Raw genomic sequence first — 21620 nt, forward strand, 5'->3', positions numbered from 1 at the left:
AAGATTATGATAGCAAATCCATATGAGGTGTTAGGTGTTTCACCAAGTGCAAGTAACGATGAAGTAAAAAGAGCATACAGGGAGATGAGCAGAAAGTATCACCCGGATTCGTATGTAGACAATCCGCTGTCAGGGTTGGCAGAGGAAAAGTTTAAAGAGATTCAGGAAGCGTATGATCAGATTATGAAGGAACGGGAGGGCGGTTTTTCAGGATCTTACACAGGTGGTCAGCAGCAGTCTTATTCCGGAGGTAGTCAGGAGACTGTGGAACTTCAGGCGGCAAGAAACTATATTAATACACGGCGTTTCCGGGAGGCATTAAATGTGCTTTCTAATATACCGAATCGAAATGCGATGTGGTATTATTACAGCTCGATAGCCAACATGGGTTTGGGGAATAATCTCGTGGCGGTAGATCATGCGAAACAGGCTGCGGCAATGGAGCCGAACAATATGGAATATGTAAATTATGCAAATCAGCTGCAGTTTAGAGGACAGCGTTATCAGAATACGGGATATGGCTATGGTCGTCCATCGTATGGAACGGGAAACTTATGTTGTGATTTATGGTGTGCAGACACACTGTGCGAATGTATGGGAGGCGATCTTTGCTCATGCATGTAAATGCGAAAAAAATGGCATTCACAGGAGTGCTCGCAGCATTTGCGGTCATTTTACTTGTGTTGAGTGCAGTGATTGAGACAAGCAGCCTGTTCCTGATCGCAGCGGCGGCATTCTGTGTCGGGATTGTATTGCGGGAATGGGGAATCAGGGCAGGTGCAGCGTTTTTGACGGCAAGTTTTCTGGTGGGGCTGATTGTGGCGCCGAATCGTCTGTACTGTATTACATTTCTTGCAATGGGAATTTATTTGGTGTTGAGCGAGATCCTTTGGGAGAAGGTTGCCCAAAGTTCCAAGATTCAGAAAAAGACAGTTGCGGTGTGGATTGGAAAATACATAATCTTTAATGCCATGTTTATTCCGGTGCTGCTCATTTTTCCGACTTTGATTTTGGCAGAAGAAGCAGTAGAAAAGATGTTTTGGATTGTCTTGATCGGAGCACAGGCAGGTCTGTTTGTATTTGATAAAGCGTATATGTATTTTCAGATTTTTATCTGGGGGAAATTGCGAAGTAAAGTTATGAAGTGAGGACAGAGAATAATCTGTCCTTTTTGGTATAGAAATAAAAAAATTTCTATAGTAAAGAAAATATAACATGTGGTATTATATGATGTGAGGAAATTAAACATATGATTAGAACATGGATTGCAGATGTAACATCTCTGCTGGAGAAAGAAAAATATTTACAATACTATAAAATAGTTCCGGATTTTCGGAAAGAGAAGGCGGATAAAATTGTTTACCAGGAAGGGAAAGCTCTGAGCGTGGGCGTGTGGGTACTGTATGAGAAGATGCGCAGAACATATGGATTGTCGAAAAATGCGGTTTTTAATCTGTCACATTCCGGACAGTATGTACTTTGCTCTGTTGTGGACAGTGAACGTCAAATATGGCATCTCGGATGCGATATCGAAGGTGTCAAGCAGGTGAGACTGGATGTTGCCAGACGTTTTTTTTGTGCGTCCGAATTTCAAAGAATTGTAGAACAGAATACGGAAGTGGAAAGAGCGGAGGAGTTTTATCGCTACTGGGTGTTGAAAGAAAGTTTTATGAAAGCGACCCGGCTTGGGATGAAATTAGGATTGGATCAGTTTGAGATTGGATTTTCGAAAGAGGGAAGTCCGTACTTGCTAAAACAGCCGGAAGAGTTTCCTCAGAGATATTATTTTAAAGAGTATACGATAGCCGATATTCCTTATAAAATTGCAGTGTGTTCTAATTGCAGTGAGTTTTCAAAAACAATAGAAAAGATTGAATTATAGAGGCAAAAGAGGAGAAAATTATGCAGATTTCCAAAGTGTTGAGATATTATGGCGGTTTGGTGAAAAGAAAAATAAAACGAATGAGCCGAAAGAGAAAGCAGATCATAGTTGTCGGAACGAGTTGTCTGGTGTTGGGGCTGGTGTTTGGAAATATATTTGGCGGTATAAGACAAAAGAAACAAGCAGAAAAGCAGATTAAAAAGGTGACAGCGCAGGTTCAAAAGGAAGAGCAGAAAAAGACAAAGGCAGTACAAAAAGAATTAGAGCAGCTGCAGCAAAAACAGGCAGAGCAAGAAGAGGAACTGCCGTGGAATATGGTGCTTGTGAATTCATCGCATCCAATGACGGAAGGATATGTTCCGGAGCTTACGGAGGTGGCGGATGGATATAGTGTGGATTCAAGAATCGCAGAGCCTCTCAATAATATGTTGAAGGCAGCAGAGGCGGATGGAATGAACATTATTATCTGTTCTGCGTATCGTTCGGTGGAAAAACAGGAGCAGGTATTTAACTCATCTGTTCAGGATCGTTTGAATACAGGGATGAATTACTGGGAAGCGTACAGTGACACTGCTATGAGTGTTGCGCTTCCGGGGACAAGTGAGCATGGACTTGGACTTGCGCTTGATCTTATTTCAAATCAATACTCGGAGCTGGATGAAAAACAGGCGGAGACAAAAGAGGCAAAATGGCTGGAAGAGAACTGTTATAAGTATGGGTTTATTCTTCGTTATCCGCCGGAAAAAACAGCCGAGACAGGAATTATCTATGAGCCTTGGCACTATCGGTATGTAGGCCAGGAAGCCGCAAAGGAAATTATGGAATCAGGTGTGACATTGGAAGAGTATTTGGAAGAGAGTTACTAAGGAGGAATCGGACATGGAGAATCTGACATTTGGTGAGCAGGTAAAAATTATCTTAAGTCGCAAGGGGATGACGATCAAAGAGCTGGCAGAGCAGATTGAGGAACGAACCGGGAAAAATATGTCCAGACAGAATATGACGCAGCGGCTCAAAAGAGATAATTTTCAGGAACAGGATATGCGTATGATTGCAGAGATATTGGGATGTTCTTTCCGGCTGAGTATAATGGAACAGATAGAAATGGAGACGGAAAAAGAACAGATTAAGAAAGGAAAACCACAATCGCAGAAGCATGCCGCCGAACGAGATATTACGGTTGGCGAGCTAGTGAAAATGAGCGAGGAACTTCAATTGGAGCCAGTGTCAGAGCCAGAGCCTGTTAAAGAACTTCCGAAAAAGGTGGAAGAAAAGGAGAAGAGAACCGGATTTAGCGGAATCAGAGGCTATATGCGGAAACCAAAGTTTCGAACTGCGGATACAAAGAAAGAGTCAGAGAAGAAAGAGCCGGAAACACCGGTTCTTGGCGAGATCAATCCGTATACGGGAAAAGAATACCAGACAAACAGTGTACGAATACATCCAAAGCGGATCGGCTATGTACAGGTATATGATCAGGAACAGCATAAATGGACAGATATGACAGAGTGGGCATTTCTAGGGTATCAGGAGAGGAAAAAAGCGCTTCTCGGAAAAGATTATGACCCGCCGATTTATTTGGATTAGAGAAACAGTCAATTGGCAAAGAAAGGGGTGAAAGTATGAAGTGGGAGCAGTTATTATCCAGCAAAAGAAACAGAGAGTTTGGCGGTCGGAGTAAGGCGGCGGACCTTCGAAGTGAGTTTGAAAAAGATTATCATCGCATTATTGGGAGTGCCTCGTTTCGAAGACTTCAGGATAAGACACAGGTATTTCCGCTGGATAAAAGTGATTTTATCAGGACAAGACTGACACATTCTTTGGAAGTGTCTTCTTTTGGGAAATCGTTGGGACAGAATATTGGAGAATCGATTTTGGCATATCAGAAAGATTCGGATTTTACGCCGAAGATGAAGGAAGAGATATGTAATATTTTACAATGCGCGGGCTTGATACATGATATTGGGAACCCGCCGTTTGGACATTTTGGTGAGACGGTGATTCGGGATTGGTTCAGGAGAAACCTGCCGGCGCTGCTGTTTCGTGGAGAGTGCATAGATCAGGTCCTGGAGAAACAGATGTGTCAGGACTTTTATCATTTTGAAGGAAATGCACAGGCGCTCAGATTGGTCAGTAAACTGCACTATCTTGTGGATGAGCATGGGATGAACCTGACATATGCACTGCTTGGAACGATTGTAAAATATCCGGTTTCTTCTCTGAAAATCGATAAAACAACGGGAAATATCAAGGATAAAAAGCTTGGGTATTACTATGCCGATCAGGAACTTTATGAGGCGATTTGCAAGGAGACCGGAACGAACGGAAGGCGTCATCCGCTCACATATATATTAGAGGCTGCGGATGATATCGCATACAAAACAGCAGATATCGAAGATGCCTTTATAAAAGGTTTTCTTTCCTATCATCAACTGAAAGAAGAATTAGCAGCTTTGGAAAAAGAGGAAAGTGCCGTTTCTTTTCATGCATTGGAAAAATTAGAAGCAAAATATGAAAGTGGGCAGAGAAGAAAAGTGGAAAATCCAGAAGAATATGCCGTGAAGAACTGGATTGTGCAGATGCAGGGATTTTTGATCAATTGTGCAACATATGGATTTACTTCGAACTATGAGAAGATTATGGATGGAGAGTATGGTTATGATTTGTTCCACGGGACATATGGAGAAAAATTGATGAATCTTCTGGGAGATATTGCGTACCGAAGAGTGTTTTCTACATCGGTCATCTATAAGATGGAGATGGCAGAGTCGGTAATGCTTGATTTTCTGTTGGATAAATTTGTAAAAGCAGTGATTGATTATGATACAGATGAGGAGTTGAGCGAGATTGATAAACGGATTGTCTCGTTTATCTCAGAAAATTATAAGAGTGCTTATCACTGTCATGCAAAGGGGAAAAGCGAGCAGGAAAAGCTGTATCTCAGACTTCTCCTTGTGACGGATTACATCTGTGGAATGACAGACAGCTATGCAAAACGGCTTTATCAGGAGATGAATGCAATTATATAGATAGGGCGATGGCGGTATGCCGTCGCTTTTTAGTTCTTTTCTTTTGTCGAGGTGAATAAAGTGTCTTATAGAGACAAGAAGAAAGGAATCAAATTATGAAACAGGTCATCCGCTATTTGTACGAGTATGAGAATGGAAACAGAATCCGCAATGTCGGTTTTATAAAGCTAGAAAAACGAATGGATAAATGTGCGATTCATATACATGGAAAGAACCTTGATTTTGGACAGAAAAAGAAATTGGAGGTGTTTGTATTCTATGTGCAAGGAGGAGAATGTATCGGAATCCCGCAAGGGGTAATTGAAGGAGAGGCTCCGATGATTAATTATATCCTGAAATTTGAGCCGGAAGATGCAGGCGGACAGGAAATGTTTGACAAGCTTGCAGGGATTATTTTGAGAAATGTATCGGAAAAAACATATGCTGCGATGTGGGAAGAAGAAGCGGCGGATGTGGAACATATGACGACCGGGCAGAGGGAAGTATTGGAAGAGGCAGCAACTGAAGCTGTGCCGGAGGAGAGACAACAATCAGAGGAACCGAAAGTAAGAGAGAGTCTGATCGAGCATGTGGAGAAACTGGTAGAACAGCAGGAATTTCAGGAGGAAATAGAAAAATATATCCCGCCGAAGACAAGAACATATGAGAAGATTCAGAGGCAGGACATTGCAAGACTTCCGAGAACACAGTGGCATCTTGCGAATAACAGTTTTTTGCTGCATGGATTTTATAATTACCATCATCTTCTGTATATTGAGGAAGGGGAAAATCGATGGATCGGTGTGCCTGGAATTTATCATGAAAAAGAACAGGCAGCAGCAAGAGCATTTGGATTTCCGCAATTTCACCGTGTTATGGATGCGGACCTTGAATTGTCGGCAGAAGAGAAGAATACGTTTGATGATTTTGGATATTGGTGTCGACAGATTTAGAAGAAATCAGTATAATTAAGAACGAGTTCTATTTGGAAGTCTGAATTTGCAAGATACAAAAGGTGAGTGTATGATGAATAAAGATGAAAAATATATGAAAGAGGCGATTAAACAGGCGAAGAAGGCATATGCACTTGGAGAGGTTCCAATCGGGTGTGTGATCGTCTACGAAGATAAGATTATCGGACGCGGATACAATCGCAGAACCATTGATAAGAATACGATTGCGCATGCGGAGATGATGGCAATCAAAAAAGCGAGCAAGAAAATGGACGACTGGAGACTTGAGGATTGCACAATGTATGTGACACTGGAGCCGTGTCAGATGTGCTCGGGAGCGATTGTACAGTCCAGAATGAAGAAGGTTGTTGTAGGATGTATGAATCCAAAAGCGGGCTGCGCGGGGTCGATTCTTAATTTACTGCAGATGGAAGAATTCAACCATCAGGTAGAATTGGAAATAGGCGTGCTGGAAGAAGAATGCAGTGCGCTGATGAAAAACTTTTTTAAAGAACTGAGGGAGAAACGAAAAGCTGAGGTGAAATAACACTCTGATGATAGAATTGTAACAGTTCAGCCTTGCCATAGGCAAAAGGGAGAAATTGAAAAAGTTTTTGCAGTTACTTTTCCACATAGGAATCTGTAACTTCACGATTTTAATTGTCCTATTAGTGCCATGTGGATAACTTCCTGATGGAATGCCTGATTTAGATTCTTTTTTCCTGATTTTATAGCAAATATTCCACAGGATCTCCTGACTATCCAATAATAATCCACCGTCATTTTAACGGATCTGTTTTTGAGCGGTTTTTCTTTTTGTTCCGTTCATGATAAACTATGTTTATCATGAACGGACGGAAGGAGATGCCTCATGGGAAGAAAAAGCAGCTATGAAAACGGAATGTACCAACAGCTCATGGAAATCATGGGGCGTCTTGATACCATTGAAAAAGAACACAAAAAGGAAACAGGGGAATTAAAAACTGAAATTGCAGATTTAAAAAAAGAAAATCTGCTCTTACGCCAGGAAAACCAACTGCTCAAGGATGATAATGCACGTTTGAAAAGCATCATTAACAATGACAGTTCTAACACTTCCCTTCCACCCTCTGCCGACCAAAAAGGAAAGCCTGCCAATACCTATAACGGAAGAAAAAAACGGAACGTAAAACAGGTGGACAGAAAGGCCATAAAGGGACAACACTTTCAAAAGCTGAAATAGAGGAAAAAATTGCTTCCGGAAGATACAGACATGAAGTGAAAACGATCGGTAATACATCCGGACAAAAATATGTCACAAAATATGTGGTGGACTTGGCGGTAGAACCCGTAATCACAGAAGTCCGCATTTATGCAGATGAGAATGGGGTTTTACGTATTCCTGCTGAATACCGCAGTGACGTTACCTACGGAGCAAATGTAAAAGCGCTGGCAGTTTCCCTGTACAGCGAAGGCGTTATGTCAAATGACAGAATTGCATCTTTCCTGAATTCAGTAGGTAACGGGGAATTGAACTTATCGGAAGGAAGCATTTATGATTTTTGCAAAAAAATGGAGAATGTATCGGTTACAAGCATTATAAATCTAGAAAAAGAACAGCTGAACCAAAAAGTTGTGGCAACTGATGCTACAACCGTAACTGTGAATGGGAAACTGAACTATATCCGAAATTTCAGCACAGACAACAGTGTTATCTACCATGCAATGAGCAGTAAATCCATAGATGCGTTAAAATAACTGAATTTCCTGAAATGTTATGTAGGAACGCTTCTTCATGACCACGAAACCACTTTGTACCATTTCGGAACAGAACACGCAGAATGTAATGTCCATATTATCCGTTATCTCCGCAAAAATACGGAGGAAACAGGTAATATATGGTCCGATGAAATGATTTCCCACCTGTGTGAAATGAACAGAAAGCGAAAAGCACTGACTTAACTATAAGGCTGAACTGTTACATAGAATTTATCGATTTTAATGAATAGCATTGACAAATATACTGTCTGGAGAGTATAATATAGACTCGTGCAGCCGGGGCGTTAGCGGTGCCTTGTACCTACAATCCGCTATAGTAGGGGTGATGTTACACGGAGGGCTTTTATTTGTGGAGCTGCCTTTTGAAAGTGGCGTTGATGTTTGGGTCTCACGCGACGGGAATCTGTGAACCGTGTCAGGTCGGGAACGAAGCAGCACTAAGCAGAACCTTCCGGGTGCCGTGAGGGTGCCTGGGCTGAGTTAACTGCAAAAGTAACGTTCATGGAGCGAGTTCGAAGTGTAACGCACGAAAAGAAAAATGCTATTGTATGGACAGTTTGAGATTGTCTATACAATAGCATTTTTACTATATCAGGAAATTTGATTTTCAGATACAAAAAGAAAAGGAGAGATATGTTATGAACATTGTTTTGGCGGCGATTAATGCGAAATATATTCATTCGAATCTGGCTGTGTACAGTCTGAGAGCGTATGCGCAGCAGTATAAGGATGAGATACAGATTGCAGAATATACGATCAATCAGCAGATAGACGATATTTTGATGGATTTATATAAGAAAAAACCGGATATCTTATGTTTTTCCTGCTATATATGGAACCTGTCTTATGTGGAAGAGCTGGTTCGAGAGCTTGGAAAGATATTCCCGAGTGTTCCAATCTGGGTGGGGGGACCAGAGGTATCCTACGATACAAAAGATGTGCTGGAACGTCTTCCGGAAGTGACAGGAGTGATCTTCGGAGAGGGAGAAAAGACATTTTTGGAAGTGGTGGAGTATTATCACGGAAAAGATATGCAGCTTTCGGAGATTAAAGGAATTGCCTACCGTGGAGAAGAGGGAGAATTTTTACAGAATTCATGGCGTGAAGTTATGGATTTGAGTGAGGTTCCGTTTGTGTACCATGATATGGCAGATTTTAAAAATAAGATCATCTACTATGAGTCGAGCAGAGGATGTCCGTTTTCCTGCAGTTACTGCCTTTCTTCGATAGACAAATGTTTGCGTTTCCGCAAACTTGAATTGGTAGAAAAAGAGCTTCAGTTTTTTATCGATGAGGAAGTGCCGCAGGTGAAGTTTGTGGATCGAACTTTTAACTGTAATCATAAGCATGCGATTGCCATTTGGAAATATATCAAGGAGCATGACAAAGGGATCACGAATTTTCATTTTGAAGTGGCGGCGGATTTGCTGAATGAAGAAGAATTGAAGCTGATTGAGTCGATGCGTCCGGGATTGATACAACTTGAGATCGGGGTGCAGTCTACAAATGAACAGACGATTCGTGAGATTCGGCGAACGATGCGGTTTGAGGAAGTGGCACGTATTGTGCAGCGCATCAATCAGGGGGAAAATGTGCATCAGCATCTGGACTTAATCGCAGGACTTCCGTATGAAGGTATGGAGAGTTTTCAAAAATCTTTTGATGATGTGTATCGGCTCCATCCGGAACAGCTTCAGCTTGGATTTTTGAAAGTGCTGAAAGGTTCTTATATGGAATCGCAGAAGGAACGTTATGGACTTGTATATAAGAGCCGGCCGCCGTATGAGGTGCTCTACACAAACTGGCTGTCATATGAAGAGATGATGCGGTTAAAGAGTGTGGAAGAGATGGTGGAGGTCTACTATAACAGTGGGCAGTTTTCGTATTGCCTGCGAAAATTGGAAGAAGAGTATGCATCACCATTTGTATTGTATCAGGAACTTGGCAGATATTATGAGAATCATGAACTGCATCTGATGAGTCATTCCAGAATTACAAGATATGAGATTTTACTTGGATTTGTCAGAGAGAAACATAAAGAACGCGAGAGACTTTACCGAGAACTTTTGACATTTGATCTGTATTTTCGCGAGAACGTCAAAAACCGACCGGAATTTGCGGGAGAGCATGAAGTGTCAAAGGACTGGCTGAATGCGTTTTATGAGACGGAATCAAAAGAGCATCAATATTTGATCGGATACGAAGCATACGATAAAAGACAGTTGCGAAAAATGACTCATATTGAAAAATTCCATTATGATGTACTTGGGACATGTGAAGAAAAAGAGAAATTCATTTTATTTGATTATCAGAATAGAAGCAGGCTGACGCACCAGGCAGCAGTAACTGAAATCGAGACGGAATAAGATTTCAACAATGTTTCTTGCAAAAATACAGTAAAGAGTTTAAAATGTAAAGAAATGTATAAAATCGAGGTGTGATCAATGAATTTTTATGACAAAAAAGTAAGAAAAATCATGGCGATTACGATCATGATTATTATAGTGGCGATGGTTGCAACAAGTGTGATTCCATATTTAGTGTAGAGAGGATTGGTTATGCAAAAAACGGCAAAGAATAGAAAGCGGAAAATGAGCGTAAAAAGGAGACGGAAAGTGCTTGCGACGGCGGGAATCATTGCGTTTTCGATTCTTGTTGTGTTGGGAATTGTTTATTTTGTCTTTCGAAGCCGGGTGAAGAGCACTGCGGACAATGAGATTTATAACAATGTCTATATTGAGACGGTGAATGTGTCCGGTATGAAAAAATCAGATGCCAAAAAAGCAGTGGAAGCAAAGATTAAAAAATATCAGGAGCAGAGCATTTCGCTTCGCATAGAAGAAGAGAATGTACAGGTGACATTGGGTGAGCTTGGTTTTACGATAAAAGATGTGGATAAGCTTGTAGAAAAGGCTCTTGCTTACGGAAAAGGTGGAAGTATTTGGAGTCGTTACTTTGAAGTGAAAAAGCTTGACAAAGAAAAGAAAGTCATTTCCGCAGCATATCAGATTGACAGCGAGAAGGCAAAAGCAGTTTTTGAAGCAAAGGCACAGCCACTGGAAAAAGCGGCAACAAATGCGACGATTACTCGTGAGAACGGCGCATTTGTCATTACAGATGAAGTTCAGGGAAAGACGATTGATGCAGAAGCCTCAGTAAAAGCCATTGAGACATATTTAAATAAGAAATGGAATAAGAAAGAGGCATCTGTAGATCTTGTGTCTGTCTCAGATGTACCGGATGTTACGCGGGAGCAGCTCGAGACGATTCAGGATACACTTGGAACATTTACGACATATTGTGGAAGCGGAGGCGGAAGAGTCCAGAACATTGAGTCCGGAACAGCGCATATCAATGGAGCTGTGGTGATGCCGGGCGAGGAATACTCTGCCAACGCAGCGATGGAGCCTTATACAACTGAGAATGGGTTTACAGAAGCGGGCTCTTATGAGAGTGGGAAGGTTGTGCAGAGTATGGGCGGCGGAATCTGCCAGGTGTCCACAACACTTTACAATGCCGTGATCCTTGCGGAACTGGAGGTGACGCAGAGACAGCCACATTCCATGCTGGTAGATTATGTGAAGCCATCTATGGATGCTGCAATCGCAGGTGACTATAAAGATTTAAAATTCAAGAATAATACAGAGACACCGATTTATATTGAAGGATATATATCGGGCGGGAATCTTACATTTACAATTTATGGAAAAGAGACAAGAAATGCGAACCGGAGTATTGAGTTTGTCAGCGAGACGCTGAGCACAACACCGGCAGGAAAGAAGTTTGTCGAGTCCGGGGACTCACTTGGCGTGATGACAAAGAGTGGTTCAGGACATATGGGAAAGACGGCGAGACTTTGGAAGGTTGTCTATGAAAATGGACAGGAAGTGAGCCGAGATATTTTCAACAACAGCACATACAGCGCATCACCGGTTACAGTGAATGTGGGAACGGCATCAGATAATGCGGAGGCTTCGGCGCTCGTCAAGGCGGCAATTGCCACGCAGGATGAAGGGCAGATCAACAATGCAATTGCCGAGGCGAAGGCAAAGATTGAGGAGGCGGCACAAAAGGCGGAAGAGGAAGCACAGAACACACAGAATGCGACACCGCCGGAAGCGCCGACAGAGTAAGGAGGAAGTTATGAAGGTAGGAAAAGTATCTCAGACCGTGTTAAAGCGTTCGCTTTTAAAACCATTACAATTTCATAGAGAAGAATCGATGTTTCCTCCGTCTGTAGAAGAGATGTGTTATGGGATAAAAACAGGAGAGGGGGAGGAAGTGTTATCTTCTACCGCTGTTCTATATGGAAACGAGAAAGATTTGGGCGTGTTTGCGCTTGCGCAGGCGGCGAATGATCTTGCAACCCGCGGGGCAGTGCCTGTGGCGGCAGCAGTATATATTATGCTCCCGCCGTATGCGTATGAATCGCGTCTGAAAGCGATGATTGAGTATGTGGAACGAGCGGGAAGCGCGCATGGTATTCAGATTATATGTGCCAAAGCGGAGACAAGTCCCGCAATCAATCAGGCAATCGTATATGTGAATGGTATGGGCGTATTAAAGAAGGAAGAACTTCTAAGAAGCTGTATGGGGAAACCGGGACAGGATATCGTGCTTTTAAAGTGGATTGCGCTGGAAGGAACATTGCGCGTGATGCGGGAAAAAGAAGAAGAATTGTCAAGACGGTTTATCCCGGCATTTTTGAATCCGATTCGACAGATGGAAGGAGAACTGTTCTCTGTCGATGAACTGCAGACTGCAAAAAAAGCGGGGGTATCAGCGATGCACCAGATTACCGAGGGCGGGATTCTGGCAGCTTTATGGGAGATGGCGGAAAGCTCCGGTGTGGGGATTGAGGTTGATTTGAAAAAGATGGCGATCAGACAGGAGACGGTGGAGATTTGTGAATATTTTCATCTGAATCCGTATCAGCTTACATCGGCGGGAAGTGTTTTGATCTTTGCAGAGGATGGCGAGAAGCTTGTAGAGAAATTCCAAAAAGAAGGGAGACAGGCGGTCGTTCTTGGAAGGACGACTGTAGATACTGCAAGAGTCATTTTGGGCGGCGAAGAGAAAAGATATCTTGACAGACCGGCGCCGGATGAATTATTAAAGATGTATGAGTCAAAGTAAGGAGAGTTTATGAGAACAACAATTTTAAAATATATCGAAAAGAACAGCCGTGTAGATTTGGGCGAGCTGGCAGTGTTACTTGGGACAGATGAGGTGACTGTGGCAAATGAGATTGCACAGATGGAAAAGGAAAAGATTATCTGCGGTTACCATACGTTGATCGACTGGGATAAAGTCGGAACGGAAAAAGTGACTGCACTGATTGAGGTGAAAGTGACTCCACAGAGAAATCAAGGATTTGACAGAATCGCAGAGCGTATCTACAATTATCCGGAAGTGAATGCAGTCTATCTGATTTCCGGAGGATATGATCTTCTGGTGACACTGGATGGAAAAACATTAAAAGAGGTGTCCCAGTTTGTATCGGAAAAGCTTTCTCCGGTTGAGGCTGTAATCAGCACGGCGACACATTTTATCCTGAAAAAATATAAGGATCATGGAACGATACTTGTGAAAAAAGCAGAATCAGAAAGGATGTTGGTGACACCGTAATGAGAAATCCATTATCACAGAAAGTGGTTGGCATTCAGCCGTCAGGAATTCGTAAATTTTTTGACGTGGTAAATGAGATGAAAGATGCGATTTCACTTGGAGTAGGAGAGCCGGACTTCGATACGCCTTGGCGTATTCGGGAAGAAGGAATCTATACATTGGAAAAAGGGCGCACATTTTATACATCGAATGCCGGTCTGAAAGAATTAAAAATAGAAATTTGTAAATACTTAGATAGAAAAGTGAATGTACAATATGATTACAATCATGAAGTGATCGTAACTGTAGGGGGAAGCGAAGGGATTGACATTGCACTGCGTGCCATGCTGGATCCGGGGGATGAGGTTCTCATTCCACAGCCAAGCTACGTTTCCTATCTGCCTTGCACAATTCTTGCAGACGGAGTTCCGGTCGTGATTCCGCTGCAGCATAAGAATGAATTTAAGCTCACAGCAGAGGAGCTTGAAGCCGCTATTACACCGAAGACAAAAATTCTTGTCATGCCGTTTCCAAATAACCCGACGGGTTCTATTATGACAAAAGAAGATTTGGAACCGATTGTGGAACTTGTGAAGAAGCATGATCTGTTCGTAATCTCGGATGAGATTTACTCAGAGCTCAGCTATAAAGGAGAGCATGTGTCAATCGCAAGTTTTGAGGGAATGAAAGAGCGCACGATTCTGATCAATGGATTTTCAAAGGGGTATGCGATGACCGGCTGGCGGCTTGGTTATGCGTGCGGTCCTGCGAACATCATCGAGCAGATGGTGAAGATTCATCAGTTTGCGATTATGTGTGCGCCGACAAACAGCCAGTATGCGGCGGTGGAGGCACTTCGCAACTGTGATGAAGAAGTAAAGGAGATGCGTGAGTCTTATAATCAGAGAAGACGCTTCCTTGTGCATGAATTCAAACGGATGAAGCTTGAATGCTTTGAGCCGTTTGGCGCATTCTATATTTTCCCAAATATCAAAGAGTTTGGGATGACGTCAGAAGAATTCGCGACAAGATTATTGGAAGAAGAAAAGGTGGCGGTCGTTCCGGGAACTGCGTTCGGAGACTGTGGTGAGGGATTCCTTCGTATTTCGTATGCATATTCTTTGGAAGACCTGAAAGAGGCGATTGGGCGTCTTGGCAGATTTATTGACCGACTGAGAAATGAAAGGTAATGTAAGATGTTGAATATTGTATTATTTGAGCCGGAGATTCCGGCAAATACCGGAAATATCGGGAGAACCTGTGTTGCTACAAACACACGTCTCCATCTGATCGAGCCACTAGGCTTCCGATTGAATGAAAAAGCGATCAAGCGTGCAGGAATGGATTATTGGGATGATCTGGACGTGACAACGTATATTGATTTTCAGGATTTTATGGAGAAAAATCCAGGAGCAAAAATTTATATGGCAACGACAAAAGCACCGAATGTATATACTGATGTGAATTATGAGCCGGACTGCTATATTATGTTTGGAAAAGAGAGCGCAGGGATTCCGGAGGAGATTTTGATACACCACAAGGAGGACAGTATCCGTATTCCTATGGTGGGAGATATCAGATCTTTGAATCTCGGGAATTCCGTGGCAATTGTATTATATGAAGCACTGAGACAAAATGGATTTCAGAATATGACAAAAGAGGGGCATTTACACCGTTTAGAGTGGGATTAAATCCCCTCTTTTGTTTTGAAATATATAAAAAATAATACAGACGACAGAAAACTATCTTTTTTGTGCAAAAATTAACAATAAAAAATAAAAAAATACGACAAATTGCTGGACGTAGATAGTTATATGTTGTAAGATTGAGGTGACACTATGAAATACAAAAAAAGTGTGTACAGGACATTTGCATTGATTACTCAGCTGGGAATCAGCATGATCGTTCCGATTCTGCTGTGTGTCTGGGTGGGCGGATGGCTGGAAGAAAAGTTCAAACTTCCGGTTACGATCCCTTTTATTATATTGGGAGTATTGGCAGGGATGCGTAATGTTTATCTGCTTGTAAGACATGCGAATGAAGACCTGGAAGAAAAGAAAGAGGAAGGCAAAGATGAAAAAAGATAATACATTGTTGGAATTGGTTATCGGAATTATTCTGGTAGGCGTGGCAGTGCAGATCGTCTGCCTGATTGCTTTTCCGAACGATTTGTATAATGCGATTGGATTGTGGAGTGGAGTGGCAATTGGAAGCGGAATGGCGATTCATATGAAGCACTCCATAGAAGATGCATTGGATCTTGGAGAGACAGGCGCGGTAAAACATGTCAGAATGACGTATGCACTGAGGATAACGGTAGTTTTGATTTTGATGGGATGCGTACTCTATTTTGATTTGGGAAATCCTCTTACTCTGCTTGCCGGACTGATTGCATTAAAAATATCGGCGTATTTACAGCCGTATATGCATAAACTATTTTTAAAATTAAAAAAATCTAAGTAAAGGAGGGGAATTATGTGGGAAATGGATTAGGGATAGTTGCTGCAAAAGAGGCTGACTTTATGATACACAGCCTTTTGAAGTTTGAACTGTTTGGGCAGGAGCTATACCTTACGACGACGCATGTCAGTATACTGCTCATATGTCTGGGACTGATTATACTTGCACTTATTGCAAGGGTAAAATTGCAGGATACTGACGGGAAGCCGGGAAGGTTTCAAAATGCAGTGGAATACGTTGTGGAGATGCTGGATGGCATGGTGAAAAGTGGCATGGGCAAAAAAGGGATTCCTTACCGAAACTATATAGGGACCTTGTTTTTGTTTATTTTGTTCAGTAATCTCTCGGGACTTTTGGGATTGAGACCACCGACAGCAGATTATGGAGTTACATTTCCGCTTGGTGTGATCACATTTTTCCTGATACAGTTTAACAATATCAGGTATAACAAAGTTGGAGCGTTCACCAACTTGTTCAAACCACTGCCGTTTTTATTCCCGATCAACCTGATTGGGGAGATTGCCGTTCCGTTTTCGTTGTCACTTCGTCTCTTCGGAAACGTCTTGTCAGGAACGGTTATCATGGCCTTGCTGTATGGTCTGCTTTCGCAGATTGCAATCATATGGCCAGGTTTTCTGCATGCCTACTTTGACGTCTTTTCAGGGGCAATTCAGACATACGTATTTTGTATGTTGACGATGGTATTTGTAAGTGATAAGATACCGGATTAATTTAAGAGTAAAATTAGAAGAAGATTTTTAGGAGGAATTTATTATGAGTCAAATTACAAACGAAGCATTAATTTTAGCTTGTTCAGCAATTGGAGCGGGGTTAGCGATGATCGCAGGTATCGGACCTGGTATCGGACAAGGTGTGGCAGCCGGACACGGTGCGGCAGCAGTAGGAAGAAATCCGGGAGCAAAATCTGATATTACATCTACAATGTTACTTGGACAGGCAGTTGCGGAGACGACAGGTCTTTACAGTCTGGTTATCGCATTGATTCTCTTGTTTGCAAACCCACTGTTAGGAAAGTTGTAAGAAAAATAAAAAAGAAAACGAGAAGGAAGGAGGCTGAACCTTGGATCGTTTATTTACACTCGACGCACAGTTTCTGTTTGATGCGGTTGTGCTTGGCTTGAGTATGCTGCTTTTATTTACGATTCTTTCGTATCTTCTGTTTAATCCGGTCAGGAGTCTGCTTGAAAAGCGCAGACAGCGTGTTCTGGATGATCAGGAGACTGCAAAGCGGGAAAAACAGGAGGCAATCGCATACAAAGAAGAGTATGACAGAAAGCTGAAAGAAGTAGATAAAGAAGCGCAGGAGATCTTAAGCGCTGCGCGCAAAAAAGCGATGCAGAATGAGGCAAAGATCGTTGCGGAGGCAAAAGAAGAGGCAGCCCGTATTATAGAGCATGCCAATGCCCAGATTGAGTTAGAAAAAAAACGGGCGTTGGATGATATGAAACAGGAAATGATTACCATTGCATCTATGATGGCAGGAAAAGTGGTAGCAGCTTCGATTGATACAAAAGTACAAGAAGGTCTTATTGATGAGACGTTGAAAGAGATGGGTGATCATACATGGCTAAGTTAGTTTCGAAGACATATGGAGATGCACTGTTTGCAGTCGCCTGTGAAGAAGAGTGCATTGACGAATTCTTTGAGGCGGCAGTGTGTGTGGTGGATAGTTTGTGGGCAAATGAAGAATTTAGCAAACTGATGAATCATCCAAATATTGGAAAAGAAGAAAAAATAAAAATTGTCGAGGAGACATTTTCGCAAAAGATCCCAAAAGAGATCATCGGACTGATGACGCTTCTCATCAAAAAAGGGCATGCGAAAGATATGTGTGCCGTGTTCAAATATTTTATCGGACTTGTGAAAGAAGAGAAGAAGATTGGAAGTGCCCGCGTGGTGACAGCAATTGAACTGAGCGGGGAGCAGAAAGAAAAGGTAGAACAAAAACTTTTGGAGACGACCTCTTATGAGAAGTTCGAGATGAATTATGAAGTGGATTCGTCGCTGATTGGCGGCATGGTCATTCGAATCGGGGATCGCATTGTTGACAGCAGTATTCGGACAAAGCTATATGAGCTGTCGAAAAATTTAAGAAAAATTCAACTATAAAACAGAAGGAAGGTGGATTTGCTCCATGAACTTAAGACCAGAAGAAATCAGCTCTGTCATTAAAGAACAGATTAAAAGATACGCATCGGAGTTAGAAGTATCGGATGTGGGAACGGTTATTCAGGTAGCCGATGGTATTGCACGTATCCACGGACTGGAAAATGCGATGCAGGGAGAGCTGTTAGAGTTCCCTGGTGAAGTGTATGGTATGGTGCTGAACCTGGAAGAAGACAATGTAGGTGCAGTTCTTTTAGGGGATCAGAGAAATATCAACGAGGGAGATACGGTAAAGACGACGGGAAGAGTAGTGGAGGTTCCGGTAGGGGACTGCATGCTTGGACGTGTCGTGAACGCATTAGGACAGCCGATTGATGGGAAAGGACCGATTCAGGCGACAAATTTCAGACAGATAGAAAGAGTTGCTTCCGGAGTTATTGCGCGTAAATCTGTAGATACGCCGCTGCAGACCGGAATCAAGGCGATTGATTCTATGGTTCCGATTGGAAGAGGACAGCGTGAGCTGATCATCGGGGACAGACAGACAGGAAAGACTGCGATTGCGATTGATACGATCATCAATCAAAAAGGGCAGGGAGTAAAATGTATTTACGTTGCCATTGGTCAGAAGGCATCTACAGTGGCAAATATTGTGAAGGTATTTGAAGAATACGGGGCAATGGATTACACAACCGTTGTCGCATCAACGGCAAGTGAGCTTGCACCGCTTCAGTACATCGCACCGTACTCAGGATGTGCGATGGGAGAAGAGTGGATGGAAAATGGAGAGGACGTACTGATCGTGTATGATGATTTGTCCAAACATGCGACAGCTTATCGTACTCTTTCCTTACTTCTTCGCAGACCGCCAGGACGTGAGGCTTATCCGGGAGATGTATTCTATCTGCACTCTAGATTATTGGAACGAGCAGCCAGATTATCAGATAAATTAGGCGGTGGTTCATTAACTGCGCTCCCGATCATTGAGACACAGGCAGGTGATGTATCTGCTTACATTCCGACGAATGTCATCTCAATCACGGACGGACAGATTTTCCTTGAGACAGAGATGTTTAACGCCGGTTTTAGACCTGCGGTCAATCCGGGGATCTCTGTGTCGCGTGTAGGAGGTTCGGCACAGATCAAGGCGATGAAGAAGATTGCGGGACCGATTCGTATTGATCTTGCACAGTACCGTGAACTTGCGGCATTTGCACAGTTTGGATCTGAATTAGATGCAGATACAAAAGAACGACTTGCACAGGGAGTACGAATCAAAGAAGTATTAAAACAGCCGCAGTACAAGCCGATGCCGGTAGAGTATCAGGTAATCATCATCTATGCGGCGACGAGAAAACATCTGCTTGACATTGCGGTGGAAGATATTTTACGTTTTGAGACAGAACTGTTTGAATTTATCCAGACAAAATATCCGGAGATTCCGGAATCAATTAAGACGGAAAAGGTTATCACAGAAGAAAATGAAGCTGCGCTTGTAAAAGCGATTGAAGAGTTCAAGCTACAGTTCACACATCAGTAAAAAAGGAGGAAGACGATCATGGCATCCATGAGAGAGATAAAAAGACGCCGCGGAAGTATTCAAAGTACGCAGCAGATCACCAAAGCCATGAAGCTTGTTTCGACTGTAAAGCTGCAAAAAGCAAGAATGCGTGCAGAGAACTCGAAGGCGTATTTTGAATATATGTATCAGACAGTGACTTCCATGCTTGCGAAGGCGGGCAATATAGAGCATCCGTATTTGCGAAAAAGTGATTCCAAAAATGTTGCGGTTGTGGCAGTGACCTCAAACCGCGGTCTTGCGGGCGGATACAATGCAAATATTGCAAGACTAATCGTGGAAAGCGGGATAGAAAAAGAACGTATCCGGCTTTACACAGTCGGCAGAAAAGGTGTGGAAAGTCTTGCAAGAAAAGGATATCAAATTGCAGAGGATTACTCGGATATCATTGACGAACCGACGTATGCAGATGCACGCCGGATCGGGGAGAGACTGCTTGATGATTTCTCAAAAGGAGAAGTCGGAGAAATCTATGTGGCGTATACAGAGTTTAAAAATACGGTCAGTCATATTCCGAAGCTGATGAAACTGCTTCCGGTGAGTGCAGAAACTGTGCCTGCAGAAGAAAAGAAAGAGTCCGTATTGATGAATTTTGAGCCGAATGAAGAGGAGGCGATCAGTCTTCTCATTCCGAAGTATATGACAAGTATTTTGTACGGCGCTTTTGTGGAGGCGGTTGCAAGCGAGAACGGCGCCCGTATGCAGGCGATGGACTCTGCAACAAACAATGCAGAAGAGATTATTGATGATTTGGAATTAAAATATAATCGCGCCCGTCAGGGAGCGATCACACAGGAATTAACAGAAATTATAGCCGGAGCGGAAGCTATCGGATAGAGGAGTGAAAAAATGGCAGAAAAAAATATAGGAAAAATCACTCAGATTATCGGTGCGGTCTTAGATATCAAATACGCAGACGGACATCTTCCGGAGATTAACGAAGCAATCGAGATCACAAGACAGGATAAAAGCAGACTTGTGGTGGAGGTTGCACAGCATCTAGGAGATGATGTGGTGAGATGTATCGCCATGGGACCGACGGACGGTTTAGTCCGGGGGATGGAAGCGGTTGCCACAGGAGCTGCAATTTCCGTGCCGGTAGGAGAGAATACACTGGGGCGTATCTTTAATGTCCTCGGTGAACCGATTGATGAGAAACCGGCTCCGACAGATGTTGAATATGAGCCGATTCACAGAAAGGCTCCTTCGTTTGAGGAACAGGCAACTGAGGCGGAGATGCTTGAGACAGGTATCAAAGTCGTAGACCTTCTCTGCCCATATCAGAAAGGTGGAAAAATTGGTCTGTTCGGTGGAGCTGGTGTGGGAAAGACAGTGCTGATTCAGGAACTGATCACAAATATTGCGACAGAACACGGTGGATATTCTGTATTTACAGGTGTCGGAGAGCGTACAAGAGAGGGAAATGACCTTTATTATGAGATGCAGGAATCAGGAGTAATCAATAAGACGGCGATGGTGTTCGGGCAGATGAATGAGCCGCCTGGAGCGCGTATGCGCGTAGGGCTTACAGGTCTTACGATGGCAGAATATTTCCGTGACAAAGGTGGAAAAGACGTACTTTTGTTTATCGACAATATTTTCCGTTTTACACAGGCAGGATCGGAAGTGTCCGCGCTTTTGGGACGTATGCCTTCTGCGGTAGGATATCAGCCGACATTGCAGACGGAGATGGGGGCTTTGCAGGAGCGTATCACATCGACAAAGAACGGATCAATCACGTCTGTTCAGGCTGTCTATGTGCCTGCGGACGACTTGACTGACCCGGCTCCGGCTACGACATTTGCCCATCTGGATGCGAAAGTCGTACTTTCCCGTGCAATCACAGAGCTTGGTATTTATCCGGCAGTAGATCCACTTGACTCTTCGTCGAGAATGCTCGACCCGAATATCGTGGGCGAAGAGCATTACAAGGTGGCGCGCGGTGTACAGGAAGTGCTGCAGAAATATAAAGAATTACAGGATATTATTGCAATGCTCGGTATGGATGAGCTTTCAGAGGAAGATAAGCTCACTGTATCACGTGCGCGAAAGATACAAAGATTTTTATCTCAGCCATTCTTTGTCGCGACACAGTTTACAGGGCTTGAGGGGCGATATGTGCCAATCAGTGAGACAGTACAGGGATTCAAAGAAATTTTGGAAGGAAAACATGATGATATTCCGGAAGGTTATTTCTTGAATGCGGGAAATATTGATGACGTACTTGCCAGAGTAAAGTAGAGGTG

The 21620-nt window shown here is 43.0% G+C and carries 25 protein-coding genes and 1 other RNA gene; all 26 read left to right on the forward strand.

The window, feature by feature from the left end:
• Positions 1–6 precede the first annotated feature (6 nt).
• The 26 genes from BQ5364_RS02245 to atpD all read left to right on the forward strand — a co-directional run bounded on the left by BQ5364_RS02245 (position 7) and on the right by atpD (position 21615).
• On the forward strand, positions 7–624 hold the full coding sequence (locus tag BQ5364_RS02245) for a J domain-containing protein (protein WP_004613018.1): 618 nt from the start codon (positions 7–9) through the stop codon (positions 622–624).
• 11 nt (positions 625–635) lie between these two features.
• A complete protein-coding gene (locus BQ5364_RS02250; RefSeq protein ID WP_235837109.1) occupies positions 636–1148 on the forward strand; it encodes a hypothetical protein in 513 nt (170 codons plus the stop codon).
• Positions 1149–1249: 101 nt separating this feature from the next.
• Entirely contained in the window at positions 1250–1882 is a 633-nt protein-coding gene (locus BQ5364_RS02255) for a 4'-phosphopantetheinyl transferase family protein (RefSeq protein WP_004613016.1), read from the forward strand.
• Between the two features lie 20 nt (positions 1883–1902).
• A complete protein-coding gene (locus BQ5364_RS02260) occupies positions 1903–2748 on the forward strand; it encodes a M15 family metallopeptidase (RefSeq protein ID WP_004613015.1) in 846 nt (281 codons plus the stop codon).
• 13 nt (positions 2749–2761) lie between these two features.
• Positions 2762–3469, forward strand: a complete 708-nt coding sequence (locus BQ5364_RS02265) for a hypothetical protein (protein WP_004613014.1) — start codon at positions 2762–2764, stop codon at positions 3467–3469.
• Positions 3470–3504: 35 nt separating this feature from the next.
• Entirely contained in the window at positions 3505–4911 is a 1407-nt protein-coding gene (locus tag BQ5364_RS02270) for a deoxyguanosinetriphosphate triphosphohydrolase (RefSeq protein ID WP_004613013.1), read from the forward strand.
• Positions 4912–5006: 95 nt separating this feature from the next.
• Positions 5007–5843 carry a DUF6128 domain-containing protein gene (locus BQ5364_RS02275; protein ID WP_071143556.1) on the forward strand — a complete coding sequence of 279 codons (837 nt, stop codon included), beginning with the start codon at positions 5007–5009 and terminating at the stop codon, positions 5841–5843.
• Positions 5844–5916: 73 nt separating this feature from the next.
• A complete protein-coding gene (gene tadA, locus BQ5364_RS02280; RefSeq protein WP_044987430.1) occupies positions 5917–6390 on the forward strand; it encodes a tRNA adenosine(34) deaminase TadA in 474 nt (157 codons plus the stop codon).
• A gap of 324 nt (positions 6391–6714) precedes the next feature.
• The gene (locus BQ5364_RS02285) at positions 6715–7065 is read left to right on the forward strand and encodes a hypothetical protein (RefSeq protein ID WP_004613009.1); all 351 of its coding nucleotides are present in this window, start codon (positions 6715–6717) and stop codon (positions 7063–7065) included.
• Positions 7066–7100: 35 nt separating this feature from the next.
• On the forward strand, positions 7101–7580 hold the full coding sequence (locus BQ5364_RS02290) for a hypothetical protein (RefSeq protein ID WP_004613008.1): 480 nt from the start codon (positions 7101–7103) through the stop codon (positions 7578–7580).
• 289 nt (positions 7581–7869) lie between these two features.
• Positions 7870–8131, forward strand: an RNA gene (gene ffs / locus BQ5364_RS02295) — signal recognition particle sRNA large type.
• 108 nt (positions 8132–8239) lie between these two features.
• A complete protein-coding gene (locus tag BQ5364_RS02300; RefSeq protein ID WP_004613007.1) occupies positions 8240–9967 on the forward strand; it encodes a B12-binding domain-containing radical SAM protein in 1728 nt (575 codons plus the stop codon).
• A gap of 225 nt (positions 9968–10192) precedes the next feature.
• A complete protein-coding gene (locus tag BQ5364_RS02305) occupies positions 10193–11734 on the forward strand; it encodes a VanW family protein (RefSeq protein WP_235837110.1) in 1542 nt (513 codons plus the stop codon).
• Positions 11735–11744: 10 nt separating this feature from the next.
• A complete protein-coding gene (locus tag BQ5364_RS02310) occupies positions 11745–12737 on the forward strand; it encodes an AIR synthase-related protein (protein ID WP_004613005.1) in 993 nt (330 codons plus the stop codon).
• 9 nt (positions 12738–12746) lie between these two features.
• Entirely contained in the window at positions 12747–13229 is a 483-nt protein-coding gene (locus tag BQ5364_RS02315) for an Lrp/AsnC family transcriptional regulator (protein WP_004613004.1), read from the forward strand.
• A complete protein-coding gene (locus BQ5364_RS02320; RefSeq protein WP_004613003.1) occupies positions 13229–14398 on the forward strand; it encodes an aminotransferase class I/II-fold pyridoxal phosphate-dependent enzyme in 1170 nt (389 codons plus the stop codon). Before BQ5364_RS02315 ends, BQ5364_RS02320 begins: the two co-directional genes overlap by 1 nt.
• Before the next feature lie 6 nt (positions 14399–14404).
• Positions 14405–14899 (forward strand): tRNA (cytidine(34)-2'-O)-methyltransferase, encoded by a 495-nt coding sequence (locus BQ5364_RS02325; RefSeq protein WP_004613002.1) that lies wholly within the window; start codon positions 14405–14407, stop codon positions 14897–14899.
• 147 nt (positions 14900–15046) lie between these two features.
• Positions 15047–15295 (forward strand): AtpZ/AtpI family protein, encoded by a 249-nt coding sequence (locus BQ5364_RS02330; protein ID WP_022250700.1) that lies wholly within the window; start codon positions 15047–15049, stop codon positions 15293–15295.
• A complete protein-coding gene (locus BQ5364_RS02335; RefSeq protein ID WP_071143558.1) occupies positions 15282–15671 on the forward strand; it encodes a hypothetical protein in 390 nt (129 codons plus the stop codon). Before BQ5364_RS02330 ends, BQ5364_RS02335 begins: the two co-directional genes overlap by 14 nt.
• A 14-nt stretch (positions 15672–15685) precedes the next feature.
• Positions 15686–16399: a F0F1 ATP synthase subunit A gene (atpB, locus tag BQ5364_RS02340; RefSeq protein ID WP_004612999.1), complete on the forward strand. Its 714-nt coding sequence runs from the start codon at positions 15686–15688 to the stop codon at positions 16397–16399.
• Between the two features lie 43 nt (positions 16400–16442).
• Positions 16443–16709, forward strand: coding sequence for an ATP synthase F0 subunit C (gene atpE / locus BQ5364_RS02345; protein WP_004612998.1), 267 nt, complete (start codon positions 16443–16445; stop codon positions 16707–16709).
• A gap of 40 nt (positions 16710–16749) precedes the next feature.
• Positions 16750–17265, forward strand: coding sequence for a F0F1 ATP synthase subunit B (atpF, locus tag BQ5364_RS02350; protein WP_004612997.1), 516 nt, complete (start codon positions 16750–16752; stop codon positions 17263–17265).
• A complete protein-coding gene (gene atpH, locus BQ5364_RS02355) occupies positions 17253–17798 on the forward strand; it encodes an ATP synthase F1 subunit delta (RefSeq protein ID WP_004612996.1) in 546 nt (181 codons plus the stop codon). Before atpF ends, atpH begins: the two co-directional genes overlap by 13 nt.
• 25 nt (positions 17799–17823) lie before the next feature.
• Positions 17824–19335, forward strand: coding sequence for a F0F1 ATP synthase subunit alpha (gene atpA / locus BQ5364_RS02360; protein ID WP_004612995.1), 1512 nt, complete (start codon positions 17824–17826; stop codon positions 19333–19335).
• Between the two features lie 18 nt (positions 19336–19353).
• Entirely contained in the window at positions 19354–20211 is an 858-nt protein-coding gene (gene atpG, locus BQ5364_RS02365) for an ATP synthase F1 subunit gamma (protein WP_071143559.1), read from the forward strand.
• A 12-nt stretch (positions 20212–20223) separates the two neighbouring features.
• A complete protein-coding gene (gene atpD / locus BQ5364_RS02370) occupies positions 20224–21615 on the forward strand; it encodes a F0F1 ATP synthase subunit beta (RefSeq protein ID WP_004612993.1) in 1392 nt (463 codons plus the stop codon).
• Positions 21616–21620 lie beyond the last annotated feature (5 nt).

It is taken from the genome of Coprococcus phoceensis (assembly GCF_900104635.1).
GTDB classification, from domain to species: domain Bacteria; phylum Bacillota; class Clostridia; order Lachnospirales; family Lachnospiraceae; genus Faecalimonas; species Faecalimonas phoceensis.